The sequence below is a fragment of the Shewanella sp. 553 genome, from assembly GCF_059338375.1.
Genome location: NZ_CM181701.1, coordinates 453,358 through 467,844 on the forward strand (window position 1 = coordinate 453,358; position 14,487 = coordinate 467,844).

A 14,487-nucleotide genomic window follows, 5' to 3' on the forward strand; every position below is an offset into this window, starting at 1 on the left:
AATAATTGTAAATACTTAGGTTTTTAAATTACCTTAAGGCTTAGGGTTTAGCAACCGATGGCCCTGAACGCTCAGGTCTGCTGAGGTAGGCTTTGGTTGATTTTGACATTGCGACCCACCACTGAAATAGCAAGAGTAGGGTGACAACGATGGCGATTAAAGGAATTGAGATCTGTTGACCCTTAAAGACCACTTTGACCTCTTCAGGAGTGATCTGATAGGCGATAATTGCTGTCATCCCCAAGGCACTAAATGCCAGCGTTTGAATGGCGACATAAATTTTAAGCAGCAAGCCAGCCCATTCGGCGCGTAGCAGTAGCCCAATAACGACGGGGATCACTCCGATAGTAAATAGATCTAAACTTTGGGTCGCCAGGGTGCGCCATACTGCAATAACAGAGATGACCAGATATAAACAGATAAGCAGTAGCATGGCAAAGTGGGGTCGTTTCATGGCAATTCGTCGACTAAAAATTTGCCAGCGAGTGTAGAAAAAACCTCTGCATTAGTCCAACTATTTACACTGATCTCGATTGCTTAGCTGTCCATTGGCCTAGGTTAGGTTAATATAGTGCCGATTTTTGATTGGATGAGAGTGACATGACAGACATTGAATTTTGGCAATTGGTAACCCGTAGCCATCCAGATCAAGACCAACAGAGCTTGGCGGACAACCTCAAACAGCAACTGACTCTGTTAAGTGATGAGGAACTGGCGGCGTTTGATAAACATTTCTCACAGCAGATGCGCCGTGCTTATCAATGGTCCATCTGGGGCGCGGCTTATATTGTAACTGGCTGCGATAGTGAATATGGTTTTGCCGAGTTTCGCTGCTTTTTGATCTCTTTGGGCCAAGAGTGGTTTGAGAAAGTGCTGCAAGAACCTGATGCACTCGGAGATCTACAGCAATGGCCTGAGAAAGATGGCTACGCTTACCCTTTTATCGAAGAGTATGACTTGATTGCGGGGCAGATATTTGAAGATCGCACTGGTGAAGAGCTACCTTTTGTGCCTTCGGGTCAGGCTACGCCGCAAGGTAAGAAGTTTTCTCATAAAAAGAAACAGCTCAAGGCAGCTTATCCCCGCCTGAGTGCACGCTTTCCTTTTTAATGTTCTATAGCTTGTGCTAGCAGGTCAGCTATAGCGTGTCGCTTGCCCCAAGCTCGTATGGGGCAAGATAACGGCATGTTTGTGCTGCGTCGGTGTTACTCATAACAGCTTTGGCTTTGCCGATCGTAATGACGTTGGTGTTTGGCGCAAGTCTCTTTCATAAAGCGTTGTTCAACTTGGGCTATTTGTGCATCAAGTGTCGTTTCGATGCCGCTAATAAGTTGCTCTTCACTCATTTCCTGTTGTTGTGCTAACCGTTCAAAGTGTTGCTCTACTGCGGCTTTTCCTTCAGGGGATAAGGGTTTCGCACTCACTTGAGATGAAATAGCGAGGCCAAAGATAAGGGCTGCGATAAGGGCCAGCTTGCCTGAATAGTTGACTCGCGTTGTTGTCATCAGTTTGTGTATCATAATTTGCTCCAATAATGTGTCGACAGGCCCGTTATCTGCAGCCGTTTATTACTGTTTGAATCGATAAATGATTTCAAGTTGCAAGCAGTCCCCTCATCGAAGGGGGTTGAATGCATTCAGTGATTTAGTGGTTGCACAAAGATTAATCTAAGGTAGTTGAATAAAGGCTGAACAAAAAACAAGCAGGTGTTTAATGGGGGGGAGGTTATGGCGAGCAGATGTCGTTGTGCCTAGGTGGATAGCAGCGGAGCGCTCAAGGCTCTTGCTTAGGACTATTGCTCAGGTGCTCAGGTGCTTAGGGCTCTCGCTCTGGTGTTCAGAGCTCCCAAGATTGAAGGCAATGCTAAGTTATGGTGTTCTCTCGGTATTGAATAAACCGTTAATCGCGGCGCATCGTTTCACATTGGAACCCTTGGCGGCTTGAATCAAATCGACAGCGCAGGCCACACTCCCACACCACATCTCCCTGAGCTTTGGCTTGCTGAATAGCAAAGGCTTTACAACTGGGATAATCATTAAAATCATCTTGTTTCTGATAATGTCCAGAATTAAAACCTTGGCTATAAACGAAGGCTGACCAAGTTTCTGGTCCTGAGTCTTGTTGGGTTTGGTTTATCCCTATTAAGCTCGCAGCCGCCGCAGAAAACAGCAGTATGCTCACTAATAATGGTAAGTGTTTTTGCATCATGGTCTCCATGGTGAGGCGTGTAAGCAGATTTGCTGACTTAATGGGCTTAGCGTTTGGCAGCATACGATGCTATAGCAATACTGTTTTGGCAACGTTTTTTATCGTCGCGCGAAATGCGATGTTAATGGGATAACTTAGCGAATTTACAGTATATTAAACCGGATTTAGCGATCAAAAAACACCAGGGTATCGCTTGTTAGCTTTGTATTAAGCTATTATTCAGGTTAGCTTTTGTACAGTTGCTATATATTGAACCTAATCGGGTTTAGCCTAAAGGAGGCTGTTATGAGATTGTCCACGCTACCATTACTTGCTGGCGTATTGATAGGGACTATGGTGTCCCTCAATGTCAGCGCCAATGAGGTAACTGCCGATCCCGTCACCGAGGCAGGGATTGTCAACATTACTTGGCAAGGGGTGGATAAGTATCGCGATGTCAAAGCGGTGGGTGACATTCAGTCGCGCTATGAGCTGCGCACCTTTGAAACTTTAACCAAAAACCTCAATAAAGCCGCGAGTAAAATCCTAAAGCCAGAGCAAAAGTTAGCCTTAGTCGTGACCGATCTCGACCTTGCAGGTGATGTCAGACCGACTTTCGGCGCTAGCGTCAGCGAGATCAGGGTGGTGAAAGATCTCTATCCACCGCGCATGACTTTTAGCTATCAAGTGTTGCAAGGTGAACAAGTGATTATGGCGGGCGAGGAAAAGCTTACCGATCTGGGCTTTATGCAGACCATTGGCGTAGCGAACGATAGACCCTTGCGCTACGAGTCGAAGATGTTAGCCGATTGGCTTAAAAAAACCGTCGCGCCTAAGCTTTAAAATCTAAGCTTTAAAGCTGGTGCGACGGACATACTGGTCGGAATAAATTATTTTGCTTGAGCCTTAAAGGCTTGCAAGGTTTGCAGTAACGCGCCCAGTTTACGGACAAACTGCTCTAGTGCTGGCGCTAAGGCGTCAGTATCTGTGGGCAGTTGTGTCATCTCTTGCGCCAACTCTTGCACATAAGGGCTAAAGCGGTTGCTGTGCGCTGCGAAGCCTTGATCTTGAGTGAAGATAGCGACGAACTTTCCGTAACCCGCTTTATTCAGTTCATCCAGTTTAGCATCGGCATCGATCGCTTGACGATAAGCGATCTGAAGGTTTTCTTGCAGTTGCGTTATCAGTTGAGAGTGTGGCATAACAGCCTCTTAATCATAAAATTTGAGCGAATTATAAGGGGCTAGCCTGATGGCAACAAGTCAGCGTTTGTGTTTACTGTTAATGGTGTTGCTCGTGGGGCTCTTTAGCAGTACACAGATTAGGGCGGCAGTAACAGATAAGCCTCCGTTTTATCAGATTAATTATCAAGGTAAGACCGCCTATTTACTCGGTTCTATCCATGTTGGTCGGGAAGATTTTTATCCCATGGCGCCGCAAATTGAAGCGGTTTTTGCTAAGGCTGGTGCTTTAGTGGTGGAAGTGGATGTGACTCAAACCGATGTCGTTAGCTTGATCCGTCGTTACGGCTTGATGCCCCAGCAACAAGATGAAGCCACGGCGCAGCGTATGGCGCGCTTTTGTCAATCTAATCAGGCCATCTGCAGCGCACTAAAACCCTACTCTCCTTGGATGCAAGCGATGCAGCTAGGGGTGATGCGTTTCGATGCGCTGGGTTATCAAGCCCAATGGGGCGTGGATCAAATATTGACCCAAAAAAATGGGCAGCGTCCTGTGATTGAGCTTGAAAGCAGTGAGTTTCAGTTTGAGCTCATGGCTTCTTTTGCTCCCCAAGTACAGTGGGAAATGGTGCTTGAAGCCATTGAGGCGCCGGATGAAGAGATGCTGGCATTGATAACCGCGTGGCGAGCAGGCGACGAAGCCGCGATAGATCAGTTAATGGTAGGTCAGATGCAGCAAGGTGATGACATGAGTTTAATTGACAAAATGCTCTGGCAACGTAATCAAGCCATGAGCCGTAAAATTGCCGACTTAATGACCCGAGACACCACGCCCGCGCCATTGTTTATCGTGGTGGGCGCAGGCCATGTAGTAGGGGATAAGAGCATAGTCGCCATCATGCGCCAGCAATTTAAGGCCCAGCTACAAAATTGCTGGCAACAAGCCTGTGATTAATCAGCTCGCCATTTAGCAATAAAGTGTACATAACGTCCTAGCGCGATATAGCTTGGGTGTTGTGAGTAGATCAGCTCCATATCGAGCAGCTGCTGAAAGTCGAAGTTGGGTGGCTGGTGGGTTTTAAGGTAGTCGTGGATCACCCGCACCCCAGATTGTGACACTAGCTGCATCTGCCACTTATCAAGCCACTGTTTAACGTCATCAATATACAGTGGGTGAGTAGGGGTTAAGCCGACTTTTTTCTTTACCTTAAAATCGGCGGCAACATAATCGAAGTTACCCGAGATAAGGCTATGAAAACGCATCGCTTCTTTGTTATAAAACATCAGCGAAAATAAGCCGTTAGGGGCTATGAGCTGTGTCAGTGTCGCCAAGGTGTTCTCGGCATCACTGAGCCACTCGGCCACGGCATGACACAGTACCAAATCAAACTGGCCATGCTCACTTGGGGTTAGCGTCTGTATTGGTGCGTGAATAAGTTCTATATTAAGCTGACATGAATGGTTAGCATTATATTCGTCTATTTGCGATCGCGCCAGCGTCAGCATTTCGGCTGAAATGTCACACAAGGTGACTTGGTGGCCGAGCTTAGCCAGTTTCTGGCTAAAAAAACCAAAGCCGCCGCCAGCATCTAAGATGCGTAATTTTTGGCCGTTAAAGTGGCGTAATGCCTCAGTGATATCGCGCCACACCACGGCGGCTCGTACTTCGCCTTTAGGGGTGCCGTAGATATTTTTAGCAAATTTACTGGCGAGTGGGTCAAAATTTTTGTCTTGCATTGCAGGCTACCAATGGCGTTGAGCACAACGGATAAAGGAATGATATTTTGCCATAGCCATAACGGCTTGGCACCTGTCGGCATAACCTTATAAATACAAACTGTGATTTTAAGGTATAATTGTTGGCTTTCGATTTAATCATTGTTGAAGGGTTTGGATCGCGTGAATAACGATATTTGTGTGGATTTGAAGGCGATACCGTCGCTGTTATCGCTTTACCGCAAGATTTTTTTTGGCCGTAAACCCGGTTGGGATCAGCAGCCTCTGCCCCATATTTATATCACTTGTCGTGATGTCGGTGTATCGGCCGACAAAGTGCGCCAGTATGCCACTGTGTGTGGTTTTGAGTTTGATGGCCAGCATCTACCGATGACATATCTTTATGTGATGGCGTTTCGTCTGCACGCGAGCATCTTCACCCATTCGGCGATCACTTTTCCGCTGCTGGGGATGATCCACCTTAAAAACAGCATTACTCAATACCGTCAAGTGACGGTGGATGAATCATTTCATATCGACTGCGGCTTACAAAGCAGCCAGATAACCGATTCGGGCTTAGAGTTTGAATTGGTCTCTAAAGCCTTTGTCGGTGATGAGCTCGTGTGGGAGTCGCTGTCGACTTACCTGTATCGTATCGACAGTGTGGGCCGTCGAGTACGGCCACCTAAAGCCACACCAATGGCGTGGGATGCTCCGCTTAATTGGCGCTTGAGTGAAGATCTTGGGCGGCGTTACGCTAAGGCATCTGGCGATTATAATTTGATCCATCTGCATCCTGTGCTGTCAAAACGTTTTGGTTTCGATCGTGTTCTCGCTCATGGCATGTGGTCCAAAGCGCGCAGCATTGCGGCCTTGATGCCGCAAATCGGTGATAAATCCTGTAGCGTGGACGTGGAATTTAAGTTGCCATTATTTATGCCGGCTCAGGTGAGTTTTGGGGCGGAGAATGATCCCGAAGCGGGCTTAATCTTCGAACTCAGGGATGGCAAGGGACGACGGCCACATCTGTCTGGCCGGGTCAGCTTTCTCGATTGATGTTTCGCTTTAACAATGCAGCCAGCGCACATGCTGGCTGTTTGCTTGTTGTGGCTCAGAGCATTAAAAACATCGTGCTGAGCGACACAGTCCCTTCCACTGGCGTAGTTTAGGTCGGCTCGCTAGGGCGAGAACTCACGTATTATCCCCATGAGTAACAGTTTATTACGCCATAGTCACACCACGGCTTAAGGCTATATTCGATTAACCTTAAGTTTCGCCTGCTGCCTGCTGCATAGTCGCCAAAACCCAACGATATAGAGCGGCTATCGGTTATTAAATTGATTTAGATTCATAAATCCTTAATTAACTGACAGTGAACCCATGAATAGGTTTGTAATTGGTTGTTTTTATTTTATATTCGACGTAGCTCATCGTTTCCAAGTGATTTGTATAATAGGAGTTTGCCTATGCTGTCTGATATCGACATCTCGCGCCAAGCCCAGTTGCAGCCTATCGAGGCTATTGCGCAACAATTTGGGATATTACCCTCTGAATTAATTGCTTATGGCGATTACAAAGCCAAAGTTAATATTGATATCAAACAACGATTAGCGGATAACCGCGACGGTAAGTTAGTGGTTGTCACGGCGGTGACGCCAACCCCTTTTGGTGAAGGAAAAACGGTAACCAGCATAGGCTTAACTCAAGGATTACAGGCGATAGGACAGCGTGCCTGCGCCTGTATTCGTCAGCCCAGTATGGGGCCCGTATTTGGTATTAAAGGCGGCGCTGCCGGTGGTGGCTTAGCGCAAGTGGTGCCGATGGAGTCGCTTAATTTACATCTTACCGGCGATATTCATGCCGTAAGTAGTGCCCATAACTTAGCCGCTGCTGCGATTGATGCGCGTCTGTATCATGAGCATCGTCTGGGCGCAGAGGCCTTTGCTGAGCAGTCGGGATTAACGCCGCTCAATATCGATGCTAACCACATTGTCTGGCGCCGCGTGGTGGATCAAAATGAGCGCAGTCTACGTCATATCCGAGTGGGGTTAGGCGGTAACGTGCCTAATGCGCTAGGCAATGGCCCAGAGCACGACAGTGGATTCGATATCAGCGCGGCGTCAGAATTAATGGCGATTTTAGCTCTAAGCCGCGATTTACAAGATATGCGCCAGCGGATCGGCCGTATTGTGTTGGCTCAAAATACCACAGGTGATTTGATTACCGCCGAGGATTTAGGCGTAGCGGGCGCCATGACAGTGATCATGAGTGAAGCCATCGCCCCGACCCTGATGCAAACCTTAAGCGGCGCCCCCTGTCTTATTCACGCCGGGCCTTTTGCCAATATCGCCCACGGAAACTCTTCTATCATTGCCGATGATATCGCCTTAAAGTTGGCCGACATCGTGGTGACCGAAGGTGGTTTTGGCTCCGATATGGGCTTTGAGAAATACTGCAACATTAAGGCTCGTCAGGCGGGTAAATCGCCGGATGCGGCGGTGATTGTGGTGACGGTGAAGGCGCTTAAATCGCACGCGGTTGCATGCCAGAGTGACACGAGCGAATTGACTAAATTAGCGGTGGGGTTCGATAATCTGCGCTGGCATATCAACAATGTGGCGCAATATGGGGTGCCTGTGGTGGTCGCGATAAATCGTTTTCAAAGCGATACCCTTGAGGAGCTAACTTGGTTGCGTGAGCAAGTGATGGCACAAGGGGTGTTTGGCTGCGAGATCAGTGATGCTTTTACTCAAGGCAGTCAGGGCGCGCAAGCATTAGCCGAGCTGGTGGTTAAGGCTACCGAGACCCCCAGTCAATTCCGCTTTTTGTATCCGCTTGAGCAGAGTATTGAAGCCAAGCTAATGACCATTGCCGAGGCGGGATATGGCGCATCAGGCATACAGTTATCGGCTAAGGCGCAGGCGCAGTTAGCCGATCTTAAGCATCATGGTTTTGAACATTTACCCCTTTGCGTGGCGAAGACGCCGCTGTCGATTAGCCACGATCCTAAACTCAAAGGGGTGCCTACAGGCTTTGAGTTACCCATCAGTGAGCTAAAAATAAATGCCGGAGCTGGGTTTATTACCGCCATTGTCGGACAGGTGATGACGATGCCGGGCTTAGGTATTCGGCCAGGGTATCTGAACATTGATATTAATCAGCATAATGAGATTGTTGGTTTGGCATAACGCCGATTAATGATCTTCATTAGCGTTCCAGCCGTGGGATAAATTAACAAAATAGGGGGCGAGATTATCGCCCCCTATTTGTTGTGAGTCGCTTGATTGACATGACTGCAGCCAGTTACTCTGCCGGCTGCATACAGTTACTCGCTTGGTAAAGCGTTTTGCTGGGTTTGATAAATGTGCACATCGCGCTGCGGGAATGGGATTGAGATATTTTCTTGGTCGAAGCGCATCTTCACCTCACGGGTAATGTCCCAATACACATCCCAATAGTCTTCAGGTTTGGCCCATGGACGCACAATAAAGTCTACCGATGACTCGCCTAAGGCATGCAGCTTAATGTTGGGCGCAGGATCGGTGAGTACTTTAGGGTGTTTATCAACGATCGATTTTAACACCTGCTCAGCCTTTTCAATATCATCACCATAGCCTATGCCAAAGGTCATATCGACTCGACGCTGACTCTCCACCGTAATGTTATTAATGGTATCGCCCCAAATTTTGTTGTTGGGGATAATTAACCTTTGATTATCAAGTGTTTTTACTATGGTTGAGACGAGACTCATCTGGCTCACTTTACCCGTTACGCCAGCGGCGTTAATCAGATCGCCCACATCGTAGGGGCGATAGATTAAGATCATCATGCCAGAGGCAAAGTTAGACAGGGTTTCTTGTAAGGCGAAACCGATAATCACACCGGCGACACCAAAGCCAGCGAGGATGGGGCCGAGTTCAAATCCCAGTTGTGATAAGGCCACCATTAACCCTAACGCAAATACGACTTTGCCTGAGAGTGATACAAAGAAATCTTGCAATAACTTGCTAAATTTCAGTTTAGAATTGCTTACAGCTCGCCTGCTGATACGTTTAACCGTTCTACCCGCGAGGCCGGCCAGAAAGATAATTAACATAAAGATAAACAGCTTAAACATCATTCCTGGGCCGTTATCGATTAATTTTGTTTTGGCATTTTCCCACCATTCCTCAATCAAATTACTGACTAAGTTGATGTTTAATACATCTTGGGTGATATCACCAGAGATACTAAATAGCGTCTGCTTTAAGATAGTGGTGTCTTGTTCTAGGTTATCGAGCAGATCGATTGCCACCGCTAGGCTGTCGCTGGTGAGGGTTAAACGTTCTTTGAGTTGCAGCACTCGAGCGGTTTGCTCACTGGTAACATCTTTTCCGGCCTGAGCAACTTCGTCAATGGCGAGTTGTAATTTATCTTGAATAAATAGGACTAGACTATTGAGGATGTCGGCGCGCTTCACTAGGGTCTGGGTAAACTGCGCTTTGGCGGCGGTGATATCTTCGCCCAGCTGACTCAACCAGTTGAGCGTGTCATATTTGGCACTCAACATCTCATCTTGTTCTCTATCGCGATTAGCCAAAGCAAACATGGTGTCGTTATCGTTTTGCTTGCCCAGTTGTGACTTAATGCGTTTGATGTCGTCAGCGTAATATTGGTCAGCTTGGTTGATAAAGTTCAGATAAGCTTGGATGAGCGGTAATAGCTGCGACCTGTCGAATGAGTCATCTTTCATCAGTGTGGCGAGTCGTTGATGAAATCGCCTTGCATGCTCACGAATACGGTACTCAATAAACTGTTTCATTTCCCCCTGCGCGCGAGGAAGCTGACTGACGTCGGTATCGATTAATTGCTGCAAGTGGTGTAATTGGCGGATGGGATTATCGCTATCTTCTTGGTTGCTTAGCGCTGAAGGGCTAGCGGTTTGAGTCGCAGTGGTGGTTTCGGGAGTGGTGGCCAATGCCGCGAAGGTCAACCAACTAAGGCTGAGGCTAAGCGTTAACATGAACGAGGCAGAGCGCAGCATAAATTAAGTCCTTTAATATAGGCGTTGATAGTTCCTTTATTATGACCCCAAAATCACAACTGCGAAATTTAATTATGATCTGTTAAACTGCAGGCGAATATCATCAGAGAGTCTTATCGTGCTGTGTACACATTGTAGTAAAACGTTTGGGGTTGATAGTGTTAAGGCTCAACGAGGTAAGGGGTTAAATGCACAAATTCAGTGCCCCCATTGCCTTGCGTGGTTGGGCAAAAACCCGATACTGACACGATTAAAGATGATGGGGTTTTATCTGGCCGCTGCGGCGTTGCTGTATGGCTACTTTGCCCCAGAGATGCGCCATATCACCACACCTGTTGCCATTATTGCCAGTATAGCCTTGCTGATAAGCCATATGATGGATCACTTAAAAGTGATACAAGCCCCTGAACTGACGCGAGTCGATGACAGTGAGCAGCGGCAAAAATATCGTTAATCATGGCCCAATCGTTTAGCGCTGATAAAGCTGGATATCTGGGCTGAGGCAGTGATGTCTGAGGTTCACTGATAACACTGGGTATGGGAGTAGCGTGATGGCGGTTATCTTGCTGTGGTGAGTGAACTGACTCACCACAGGTGAGATGTCGTTAGTCGATCACTTGCACTTGGGCTTCCAGCGCCGCTTCAACGTAATAGATACCGCCGAGTACCGCAATAAAGAAAACCGATGTCCAAAAAATCATCTTGAAATTTTCGCGTAGAAATTCCTTCATACTGTTTGTTTCCTTGCTGGGACTGTTGAAATCTGGGTTGGGGTGATCTCACCCAATGGCCCTGATTCTAGTCAATATTACTTAAGTCAGACTTAATTTACTGGTATCAGTAAGTGATCTCGCGCATGCTTTATAATGTACATCTGAGCATTTACTTTATGTTACAACCTTGGTTGATCACCAGGCTATTTGTAACTTGACTTCACCGAGTCAATCCATACACTTGGTCAAAAATTCTGTCATATCAGCTTGGAACAATAGTCAACAACATGGCATTAACAATGAAAGGCTTAGCAAGAGGGGTCGCAATATGGCTTAGTGCTGTACTGTTTTGCTTGTCTGTTGCTGCGCCTGCTCATAGCTTAGAACATGTTGATGATGGTGCCAAAAACCATTGCACCCTCTGCATTCAAAAAATTCAGCTCAACAGCCTTCTACCTGTTAATGACTTTAATTTTTCACTACCGCAACTTACCTTTGAGCCCTGTGTTGCCAATGTCTCTGCGACATTGCGTTCACACGTTAGCTATTTCCACAGTCGAGCGCCTCCTAAACGCTAGATAGTCCTATTGCCATATTTTTTGACTATTTCTCTCTGTCGATTGACGGCAGAGAACTATGCCTGTTTTTTTGGAGATGTTATGACAAGCTTTAATCCCTGTATTACTGCGCTGGCAGCGGCCTGTGCCTGTGTATCTACGCTGGTAAGCGCGCAAGACGCCACCCTTTCTAACCCTGCGATAAGTGCCGTACTGGATGGCTACTATCAAAGTGCCGAACGGCCAATGGCTGAGCGAGAAGAGGGCTTTGGTCTTGGCCATACCGAATTGGCATTAAGTGCCAATATCGATGCACTTTTTTATGGCAAGTTAACCGCGGTGCTGGAAACTCACGGTAGTGAGACAGAGGTCGGTCTGGAAGAGGCATTTATTCAAACTTTATCCATGCCAGCAGGTTTTTCTGTGCGCGCCGGCCGCTTCTTATCGGATATCGGTTATTTAAATAATCAGCATGTTCATAGCGATGCCTTTGCCGAGCGTCCGGCGGTTTATCGGGCATTTTTAGGCAGTCACTATTTCGATGACGGGCTACGACTCGATTACGTTGCCCCCACGGATCTGTATTGGAGCATGGGGGTCGAAGCCTTTAAGGGGGACAGCCTACGCGCCGAAGATGAACATGGCGAACGTGAATTCGATAATGTTGGCGTTTATACCGCCTACACTAAGTTGGGCGGTGATATCGGAATTAGCAGTTCTTGGCTACTGGGCTTGAGTTATTTACGTAATGAAAATGGTCGCCTGACTGCCCATGAAGCGCACGAGAGTGAAATTATTATCGACGATGGCCATGAACATAGTCATGGGGCAATGTTCACAGGTGAAAATACCTACATTGCTGACTTTGTCTATAAATGGGCACCTAAAGGAAACTACAAATACCAGCACCTCACCCTGAGTGGTGAGTACTTTCAGGTGAGCGATTTTGCGCCGTTAGCGGCACACACTATCATAGATGCGCATAGCGAAGAGCATCGCCCCGATGATCAAACGGGTTGGTATGTCAGCTCTGTGTATCAATTTAGCCCCAATTGGTCTGCGGGCCTGCGCTATGGCCGGGTGGATACGAAGGAGCTACATGACGAGTATTTCCATGAACAAGCGCTTAAGGAAACCGAAGTCAGCTTGGCGTGGCACCCAAGCCATTTCTCCACGGTGCGATTGCAATATACCCATCAAAATGGCACCAACTTTGACGGTATCGAAGATGATAATCTGTTAACGCTACAATATGTTATGACATTGGGGGCTCACAGTGCGCATCAATTCTAAAGTGATTCAAGCCAGTTGTCTGGCAATGACGTTGACGCTGACCAGTGCAGCACAAGCGGCGCTGAATGTGTTTGCTTGTGAACCCGAATACGCGGCATTAGTTAACGAGCTGGCGCCAGAGGCTAATATCTACTCTGCGACCACAGCCATGCAAGACCCACATCAAGTGCAAGCCAGACCTAGCCTGATTGCTAAGATGCGTCAGGCCGATCTGGTGGTGTGCGCCGGTGCCGATCTTGAAGTGGGTTGGTTGCCTATGTTGCAGATGAAATCGGCTAATGCCAAGGTGCGCTCAACTGAAGAAGGTTTATTTTTTGCCGCCGAGCAGGTCGAGACCCTAGATAGGCTTGAAAATGTCGATCGCAGCATGGGAGATGTGCATGTTCAGGGCAATCCACACCTGCATTTTGACCCAGAACGTCTGCTTAAGGTGGCCGAGGCGTTGCACCTCAAACTGGTGCAGCTAGAGCCAGATTCGAAGACGCAGTACGATGCGGCATTGGCAGACTTTAGCACCCGTTGGCAGGCGGCTACGGTGAAGTGGCAAGCGTTGGCTGCACCACTCATTGGTCAAAAAGTGATTGCCTACCACAGTAGTTTTCGTTACCTGTTTAATTGGTTAGGTATCGAACAGGTGGGCGATCTGGAACCTAAGCCTGGCCTCGCGCCAACGACGACGCACTTAGCCGAGCTGCAACATCGTGCGCAGCAGGGTGATGTGATGGCCATTATAGTGGCGTCTTATCAAGACCTGCGCGGCGCGCAATGGCTTGGGGAACGCACGGCATTACCAGTGCAGGTGTTACCTATGTCGGTTGGTGGCAATGAGGACAGCGACGATCTGTTTTCGCTCTATCAAAGTGTCATCACCTTGTTGTTGAGCCACAGCCAACAATAAGCCAACCCTAGTGCCTGTGCATGCACAGGCGCTATTGGGGTTACATAGTGAGGTACACACCATGTTTGATTTAGATCTGTTATCCATCTTATTACCTGCCTTTGCCGCAGGCATATTAGTGCTGTCGACCCACGTAGTGCTGGGCAGCCAAGTGCTAAAACGCGGCATTATTTTTATTGATTTGGCCATAGCTCAAGTGGCTGCGCTGGGGGCGATCATTGCTCATACTCACCATGAGATTGAACACCTGCCCTATTCTAATGTGTGGATGCCAGCGCTCTTTGCCTTAATGGGGGCGGGGTTCATTGCTTGGTTAGCTAAGCGTATGGCCGATGAACTGGAAGCCATTATTGGCTGCTTTTATGTGTTATCGGCGGTGGCTGCCATGTTATTGCTGGCTAGCGATCCTCACGGTAGTGAAATGCTCAAGCAATTAATGTCGGGACAAATATTGTGGGTCAACTGGTCGCAGTTACTCTTGCCTGCAATCGTGTCGTTATTGGTGCTGGGGACGATTGCCATTAAACCCTGCTGGCTCGAGGGGGCAGGATTTTATTTGCTGTTTGCCTTAGTGATCACTCTGTCTGTAGAGCTGGTGGGGGTTTATTTGGTGTTTAGTTCGCTTATTTTACCCGCCTTAGCAGTGAACAAATATTGCGGTAAGGCAAGGTGGGCTTGGGCTTATTTGGTTGGCTTAGTGGGTTACGGGGCAGGGTTGATATTATCGGCGAGCTTAGATCTGCCCAGCGGTGCGACCATCGTGGCGACATTAGCGTCGAGTGCGGTACTGTTTCGTCTGCTGCATCCACTGTTGTCTGCATCTAGTTCGATTAAAAAAGTATCTGCTAATTCATAAAACAGATACCTTCAAAATACTGCATTAACCTAATAGGCTGCTTTGATGAGAACAGCCTGTTTT

Annotated in this window: 17 protein-coding genes; 10 read left to right on the top strand and 7 right to left on the bottom strand. The window is 47.7% G+C overall.

The genetic code is table 11. The features are described 5' to 3' along the window. Window positions 1–40: 40 nt before the first annotated feature. On the bottom strand, window positions 41–454 hold the full coding sequence (locus AC5YBZ_RS02115) for a hypothetical protein (RefSeq protein ID WP_494520188.1): 414 nt from the start codon (window positions 452–454) through the stop codon (window positions 41–43). Between the two features lie 146 nt (window positions 455–600). Here AC5YBZ_RS02115 and AC5YBZ_RS02120 point away from each other — a divergent pair, with 146 nt between their 5' ends. Next, window positions 601–1,110 carry a DUF4240 domain-containing protein gene (locus tag AC5YBZ_RS02120; protein WP_494524290.1) on the top strand — a complete coding sequence of 170 codons (510 nt, stop codon included), beginning with the start codon at window positions 601–603 and terminating at the stop codon, window positions 1,108–1,110. A 95-nt stretch (window positions 1,111–1,205) separates the two neighbouring features. Here AC5YBZ_RS02120 and AC5YBZ_RS02125 read toward each other — a convergent pair whose 3' ends face one another. Both AC5YBZ_RS02125 and AC5YBZ_RS02130 read right to left on the bottom strand, forming a co-directional pair. After that, window positions 1,206–1,520 (bottom strand): hypothetical protein, encoded by a 315-nt coding sequence (locus AC5YBZ_RS02125; protein WP_494520186.1) that lies wholly within the window; start codon window positions 1,518–1,520, stop codon window positions 1,206–1,208. A gap of 379 nt (window positions 1,521–1,899) precedes the next feature. Further along, on the bottom strand, window positions 1,900–2,208 hold the full coding sequence (locus AC5YBZ_RS02130) for a hypothetical protein (protein ID WP_494520185.1): 309 nt from the start codon (window positions 2,206–2,208) through the stop codon (window positions 1,900–1,902). 285 nt (window positions 2,209–2,493) lie between these two features. Between AC5YBZ_RS02130 and AC5YBZ_RS02135 the strand changes: the two genes are divergently transcribed. Then, on the top strand, window positions 2,494–3,030 hold the full coding sequence (locus AC5YBZ_RS02135; protein ID WP_494520184.1) for a DUF3016 domain-containing protein: 537 nt from the start codon (window positions 2,494–2,496) through the stop codon (window positions 3,028–3,030). A gap of 47 nt (window positions 3,031–3,077) precedes the next feature. Here the strand turns inward: AC5YBZ_RS02135 and AC5YBZ_RS02140 are convergent, their stop codons facing one another. Beyond that, window positions 3,078–3,389, bottom strand: a complete 312-nt coding sequence (locus tag AC5YBZ_RS02140; RefSeq protein WP_494520183.1) for a prephenate dehydrogenase — start codon at window positions 3,387–3,389, stop codon at window positions 3,078–3,080. A 49-nt stretch (window positions 3,390–3,438) separates the two neighbouring features. On the opposite strand from AC5YBZ_RS02140, the gene AC5YBZ_RS02145 reads away from it, so the two are divergent. Continuing rightward, a complete protein-coding gene (locus AC5YBZ_RS02145) occupies window positions 3,439–4,323 on the top strand; it encodes a TraB/GumN family protein (protein ID WP_494520182.1) in 885 nt (294 codons plus the stop codon). Here the strand turns inward: AC5YBZ_RS02145 and AC5YBZ_RS02150 are convergent. Next, window positions 4,320–5,105, bottom strand: coding sequence for a methyltransferase domain-containing protein (locus AC5YBZ_RS02150; RefSeq protein ID WP_494520181.1), 786 nt, complete (start codon window positions 5,103–5,105; stop codon window positions 4,320–4,322). The two genes, AC5YBZ_RS02145 and AC5YBZ_RS02150, sit on opposite strands and share 4 nt — an antisense overlap. A gap of 162 nt (window positions 5,106–5,267) precedes the next feature. On the opposite strand from AC5YBZ_RS02150, the gene AC5YBZ_RS02155 reads away from it, so the two are divergent. After that, a complete protein-coding gene (locus AC5YBZ_RS02155) occupies window positions 5,268–6,140 on the top strand; it encodes a MaoC/PaaZ C-terminal domain-containing protein (protein ID WP_494520180.1) in 873 nt (290 codons plus the stop codon). 410 nt (window positions 6,141–6,550) lie between these two features. After that, complete coding sequence (locus AC5YBZ_RS02160) at window positions 6,551–8,272, top strand: formate--tetrahydrofolate ligase (protein ID WP_494520179.1); 1,722 nt, start codon at window positions 6,551–6,553, stop codon at window positions 8,270–8,272. Between the two features lie 137 nt (window positions 8,273–8,409). Here AC5YBZ_RS02160 and AC5YBZ_RS02165 read toward each other — a convergent pair whose 3' ends face one another. Beyond that, the gene (locus AC5YBZ_RS02165; protein ID WP_494520178.1) at window positions 8,410–10,107 is read right to left on the bottom strand and encodes a mechanosensitive ion channel family protein; all 1,698 of its coding nucleotides are present in this window, start codon (window positions 10,105–10,107) and stop codon (window positions 8,410–8,412) included. A gap of 118 nt (window positions 10,108–10,225) precedes the next feature. On the opposite strand from AC5YBZ_RS02165, the gene AC5YBZ_RS02170 reads away from it, so the two are divergent. Next, window positions 10,226–10,561 carry a hypothetical protein gene (locus AC5YBZ_RS02170; RefSeq protein WP_494520177.1) on the top strand — a complete coding sequence of 112 codons (336 nt, stop codon included), beginning with the start codon at window positions 10,226–10,228 and terminating at the stop codon, window positions 10,559–10,561. Window positions 10,562–10,712: 151 nt separating this feature from the next. Here AC5YBZ_RS02170 and AC5YBZ_RS02175 read toward each other — a convergent pair whose 3' ends face one another. Further along, window positions 10,713–10,838, bottom strand: coding sequence for a hypothetical protein (locus tag AC5YBZ_RS02175; protein ID WP_259650878.1), 126 nt, complete (start codon window positions 10,836–10,838; stop codon window positions 10,713–10,715). Between the two features lie 281 nt (window positions 10,839–11,119). On the opposite strand from AC5YBZ_RS02175, the gene AC5YBZ_RS02180 reads away from it, so the two are divergent. The 4 genes from AC5YBZ_RS02180 (at window position 11,120) to AC5YBZ_RS02195 (ending at window position 14,424) form a co-directional block, all read left to right on the top strand. After that, on the top strand, window positions 11,120–11,398 hold the full coding sequence (locus tag AC5YBZ_RS02180) for an ABC-type zinc uptake system zinc chaperone (RefSeq protein WP_494520176.1): 279 nt from the start codon (window positions 11,120–11,122) through the stop codon (window positions 11,396–11,398). Between the two features lie 81 nt (window positions 11,399–11,479). After that, window positions 11,480–12,670, top strand: coding sequence for a hypothetical protein (locus AC5YBZ_RS02185; RefSeq protein WP_494520175.1), 1,191 nt, complete (start codon window positions 11,480–11,482; stop codon window positions 12,668–12,670). Next, on the top strand, window positions 12,654–13,568 hold the full coding sequence (locus AC5YBZ_RS02190; protein WP_494520174.1) for a metal ABC transporter solute-binding protein, Zn/Mn family: 915 nt from the start codon (window positions 12,654–12,656) through the stop codon (window positions 13,566–13,568). Before AC5YBZ_RS02185 ends, AC5YBZ_RS02190 begins: the two co-directional genes overlap by 17 nt. Window positions 13,569–13,629: 61 nt before the next feature. Then, complete coding sequence (locus tag AC5YBZ_RS02195) at window positions 13,630–14,424, top strand: metal ABC transporter permease (protein ID WP_494520173.1); 795 nt, start codon at window positions 13,630–13,632, stop codon at window positions 14,422–14,424. Window positions 14,425–14,487 lie beyond the last annotated feature (63 nt).